General features: G+C 67.6%; 3 protein-coding genes. 1 reads left to right on the forward strand and 2 read right to left on the reverse strand.

Features of this window, described 5'->3' with window-relative positions:
• Positions 1-361: 361 nt before the first annotated feature.
• Both A6M56_RS07610 and A6M56_RS07615 read right to left on the reverse strand, forming a co-directional pair.
• The gene (locus A6M56_RS07610) at positions 362-1657 is read right to left on the reverse strand and encodes an MFS transporter (protein WP_045785086.1); all 1296 of its coding nucleotides are present in this window, start codon (positions 1655-1657) and stop codon (positions 362-364) included.
• Between the two features lie 8 nt (positions 1658-1665).
• Complete coding sequence (locus A6M56_RS07615; protein WP_102080181.1) at positions 1666-2901, reverse strand: AGE family epimerase/isomerase; 1236 nt, start codon at positions 2899-2901, stop codon at positions 1666-1668.
• A 272-nt stretch (positions 2902-3173) separates the two neighbouring features.
• Between A6M56_RS07615 and A6M56_RS07620 the strand changes: the two genes are divergently transcribed.
• Positions 3174-4772 (forward strand): OpgD/OpgG family glucan biosynthesis protein, encoded by a 1599-nt coding sequence (locus A6M56_RS07620; RefSeq protein ID WP_102080180.1) that lies wholly within the window; start codon positions 3174-3176, stop codon positions 4770-4772.
• Positions 4773-4870 lie beyond the last annotated feature (98 nt).

Below are 4870 nucleotides of genomic sequence, written 5' to 3' on the forward strand. Positions count from 1 at the left end.
TGGATTGTGTTGCTGTTGCTCGCTTTGCTTCGCGTTGTGCTGTGGATTGCTACGGCACTGGTAATCGATGGTTTGGCCTTTCCCTGCCCTGTGCGGCGCCTTGAATTTGTGTGAGCGGGCGGAAAAAGGAAGGAGGCTTGTCTGAGCGCAGCGAGTTTGCCTCCTTCCCCGCACGGTCACAGAAATTCAAGGAGTCTTTCGCCGCATCGGGCGCGCCTTTCTTTGCTTACTTTCTTTGGCAAGACAAAGAAAGTGAGTCGCCCCCGGCAGGGGGTGAAACAACGGATGCACCACAAACAAAAAAATCCCCCAGAGCCAACACCCCAGGGGACCTCCATACACAGCAATCAGCACCAGCCAATCAGGACACAGTCGCCGCCCCATGCACATGCTTGCCGGCCGGCTTGACCACCGCCAGCGTGGCAATCAACCCACACAGCGCAGCGAACGACACCCACACGCCCGGCATCGCCTTGTTGCCGGTAGCGTGGATGAGCCACGTGGCAATCGCCGGCGTGAAGCCGCCAAAGATGGCGGTGGCGAGGCTGTATGCCAGCGAGAAGCCCGTGGTCCGCACGGCCGGCGGCATGATCTCGGTGAGGGTGACGACCATTGCCCCGTTGTAGCTGCCATACAGGAACGACAGCCAAAGCTCCACCGCCAGCAGTCGCGCGAACGACGGTGCGCCCACCAGCCACACCATGGCCGGATAGGCCGTCAGCAGCATCAGCACCGTAAAGAGGATCAGCAGCGGACGGCGGCCGACGCGGTCGGACACCGCGCCCATCACCGGCAGCCAGAACAGGTTCGATGCGCCCACGCACAGCGTGACGATCAGGCTGTCCATGTCGGACAGGTGCAGCACGCTCTTGCCGAAGGTCGGCGTGTACGCGGTGATCAGGTAGAACGACACGGTGGTCATCACGACCAGCAGCGTGCCTGCACCCACCAGGCGCCAGTTCTCGACCATCGAGCGGAAGACCTCCGCCATGTCGGGGCGGTGCTTGCGCTTCTCGAATTCTTCCGTCTCGCGCAGCGAGCGGCGGATGATGAACAGGAACGGCACGATCAGGCAGCCGACCACGAACGGGATGCGCCAGCCCCATGCGCTCACTTCAGTCGGCGGCATCGCCAGCGAGAGCAGCACGCCCAGCAGCGCGGCAAACATCACGGCCACCTGCTGGCTGCCTGACTGCCAGCTCACGAAGAAGCCCTTGCGGCCCGGCGTCGCGATTTCGGCCAGGTAGACCGACACGCCGCCCAGCTCCACGCCCGCCGAGAAGCCTTGCAGCAGGCGTCCGATCAGCACGAGCAGCGGCGCGGCCAGCCCGATGCTGGCGTAGCTGGGCACCGCCGCGATCAGCAGCGTGCCGCATGCCATCAGCGCGAGCGTGAGGATCAGCCCCGCGCGGCGGCCGTGGCGGTCGATGTACGCGCCGAGGAAGATCGCGCCCAGCGGGCGCATCAGGAAGCCCGCGCCAAACGTCACCAGCGAGAGCATCAGCGAGAGGAACTCGTTGCCGGCCGGGAAGAAGGTGTCGGCAATGGCCTTGGCGTAATAGCCGTAGACCATGAAGTCGTACATCTCCAGGAAGTTGCCGCTGACCACCCGGAAGATGGCGCGGGCCTTGGATTCATTGGGGTTGTGGGTATGCATGATGTGTCTCACTCAACAGCTTGGGTACAACGTGCGGACGAGCCGGACAGGGCTGCCCGGATCGCCTCGTAGAACGTGGTGATGTGGTACGGCGTGCTCGACGGCATGTCGGCGCGCAGGCGCTGGCCCGTGGCGTCGATCACCTCGTTCCAGCCGTGCGCGTGCAGGAAGCGCGCCGACCACGCCGGCAGCATCTGCGCGAGCATCGCACCGTGCGTCCCGGTGCACAGCGCCAGCGCGCGGCCGTACTCGGTTTGCGCCCAGATGCGCTGGCTCGCGTCGCGCGGCGTGCCGTCCAGGTTGAGCGCCAGGCAGACGCCATGGGTGTCGGCATCCACGCCCAGGCGGCAGGCGCTGTCGACGGCGCGGGCCAGCGTCTCGGCCAGCCGGCGCCCGGCGTCGGCGCGCGAGAACACCTCGGCATGCGCGCGCACGAGGTAGAACCATTCGAACTGGTGGCCGGGCTCGATGCGGTTGTCGGTGTTCGGCGCGTCGATCGGCAACTCGGTGATGCTGCCGGTGTGCGTGTCGATGAAGCGCGCGAGGATGCCTTCTGCCAGGGCGTGCACGCGGGCTTCGGCCCAGGCGGGCGCCTCGCGCAGCGCGGCGGCGGCCAGGTACGCCTCGGTCAGGTGCATCACGGGGTTCTGCGCGACGCCTGACACGGTCTGGCTGAAGGTGGCGTCCATTGCTGCCACGGGTAGCGGCGTCGTGCCCACGTGCGCGAAGCGATGTGTGATCACGTCGTGCGCGTCGCGCATGAGCGCGGCGGCACGCGGGTCGTCGCTCACGGCCAGCCAGTGGGCCGCCGCAAACAGGACGAACGCGTGCGTGTACAGATCCTTCGTGGTGTCTTGGGGCGCCAGCGCGCTGTCGATCGCGAACACCCACCCGCCGTGGAGGGTGTCGCGAAACCGTGTGTCGAGTGCGTGGCACAGAGCGGCGGCGCGTTCGGCGCAGACATCGCGGTGCCGGGCGGAAAGCTGCGTCGCGCGGGCGAACGTGTACAGCTGCCGCGCACACGCCATCGCCCGGTAGCGCGAGGCAGAGGCAGGCACCAGCGCATCGCTGCCCTGGACGAGCGCTTCATAGCAAAGGCCGGCCTGTGCATTCCAGCCGGGGCCGAGCCACATGGGCAGCAGGACGTCGTCGTAGTACCGGTCGAAGGACTCCAGGGCAGCCGCAAGCGCGGCGGACGGCTCGGCCGGATCGGGCTGGGCGGGCGAGGAGGGCGTTGGAAACATGTGCGCCGTGATGATCGTGGCGCCGGGCCTCAGCGGTGCGTGCCTCGGCCGGCGGGAGCGGGAGTCAGTTCACCATAGGCGACGCACGGGCGTTCCACGTGTGAACGGACTCGGGATTGTGCTCCAACTGGCCGTGCGATGCCACGCCGATCTGTCCGAAACGTGCCATTCCCGGCCATGCCGCAGGGTTGTGGGGCCAATGAAAGGTTCGACCGGGAGACTGGCCGGGCGCGGTGTGCGAAGATGAGTGACCCCTGGCTCCGCTGTCTTCCATGCATCGTCGCGACCTGCTCAAGCAGTTGGCCGCCGGGCTCCTGGCCCTGGCACCTGGAATGTCCCGCAGCGCCCCCGGCGCGTCGGAACCGTTTGACGAAGCCCGCCTCCTGGCGCGCGCCCGGGCCTTGGCGGCCCGGCCATACCGGCCGCGCGGCACACAGCTTCCGCCCGCCGTCGCCGCGCTCGATTGGGACGCATATCAGTCGATCGGCTATCGCCCGGATCATGCGTTGTGGGCCGCGCAGCAGTTGCCGTTCGAGGCGAGGTTCTTCCACCTGGGCCTGTTCTTCAAGTCGCCCGTGCGCCTGTATGAAGTCGTGGACGGCCGGGCGCACCCCATCGCCTACGACGCGGCGATGTTCGACTACGGCAAAAGCGGCCTCGACCACGCATCGCTGCCCGCCGATCTCGGTTTTGCGGGGTTCCGGCTGACCACCCGCGCGGACCCGACGCGCGACGTGGCGGCGTTCCTGGGGGCGAGCTACTTCCGCGCGGTGGGCGGGCAGTGGCAATACGGCATGTCGGCGCGGGGGCTGGCGATCGACACCGGCTTGCCGCGCGCCGAGGAGTTTCCGGACTTCACCGAATTCTGGCTGGTACGCCCAGCGCCCGATGCCGACGTCGTGCGGGTCTATGCGCTGCTTGATTCGCCCAGCGTGGCCGGCGCCTACCGCTTCGACATCCGCCCCGGCGACACGCTCGTCATGGATGTCGGCGCCACGCTGTTCGTGCGCAAGCCGATCGAGCGGCTCGGCATTGCGCCGCTCACCAGCATGTTCCTCTACGGCGAAAACGACCGCACCGACCGCGCAGGCGATCGCCACAGCGCGGCGCGACGCTGGCGCGCGTCGGACTGGCGCCCGGAGATCCATGATTCCGACGGCCTGGCCATCTGGCGCGGTTCGGGCGAGTGGGTCTGGCGCCCCTTGGCCAATCCGCCCATGCTGCGCAGCCAGCGCTTTGCCGACGACAGCCCGCGCGGCTTCGGCCTGCTGCAGCGCGACCGCAATCCCGATCATTACCAGGATGACGGCGTCTTCTACGAGAAGCGCCCAAGCGTGTGGGTCGAGCCCACGCATGGCTGGGGCGAGGGCGCGGTCGAACTGGTGGAGCTGTCGGCCAACGATGAAACCTTCGACAACATCGTCGCGTTCTGGCGGCCGGCCGTGGCCCCGCATGCCGGGCAGGAACTGGCGTTCGGTTATCGGCTGACGTGGGGCGCGCAGCCCGCGGCGGCCTCGCCACTGGCGCGTGTGGTCGCGACGCGCACGGGCATTGGCGGCGTGGTGGGGCAGCCGCGCAAGTACTTCTCGTGGCGGTTTGTCGTGGACTTTGCCGGCGGTGAGCTGTCGCGGCTGGGGCGCAGCACGGCGGGATCGACTGTGGAGCCCGTCATCCGCGCCTCGCGCGGGCGGGTGGAGATTGCGTCGGCGCGGCCGCTGGCGAGCATCGATGGCGTTCGGGCGATGTTCGATGTGGTGCCGGATGCGAGCAATGCGCCGATTGAGTTGTCGCTGACGTTGCAGTCGGGGGAGCGGTTGCTGTCTGAGACTTGGGCGTATCAGTGGACGCCGCCGGTGGATCGAGGCGTGTGAGCGTCGTTTCTTGGGGCGTCGGCTTTTATGGCTGGTGCCGGTCTATCCCTTGTTTCACCCCCTGCCGGGGGCGACTCACTTTCTTTGTCTTGCCAAAG

The organism is Ralstonia sp. RL, assembly GCF_001683835.1.
GTDB lineage: Bacteria > Pseudomonadota > Gammaproteobacteria > Burkholderiales > Burkholderiaceae > Ralstonia > Ralstonia mannitolilytica.

Bases quoted from the DNA above. Each gene is read 5' to 3' on its own strand.
- A6M56_RS07610 (WP_045785086.1), bottom strand. From the start codon at position 1,657: ATGCATACCCACAACCCCAATGAATCCAAGGCCCGCGCCATCTTCCGG.
- A6M56_RS07615 (WP_102080181.1), bottom strand. From the start codon at position 2,901: ATGTTTCCAACGCCCTCCTCGCCCGCCCAGCCCGATCCGGCCGAGCCG.
- A6M56_RS07620 (WP_102080180.1), top strand. From the start codon at position 3,174: ATGCATCGTCGCGACCTGCTCAAGCAGTTGGCCGCCGGGCTCCTGGCC.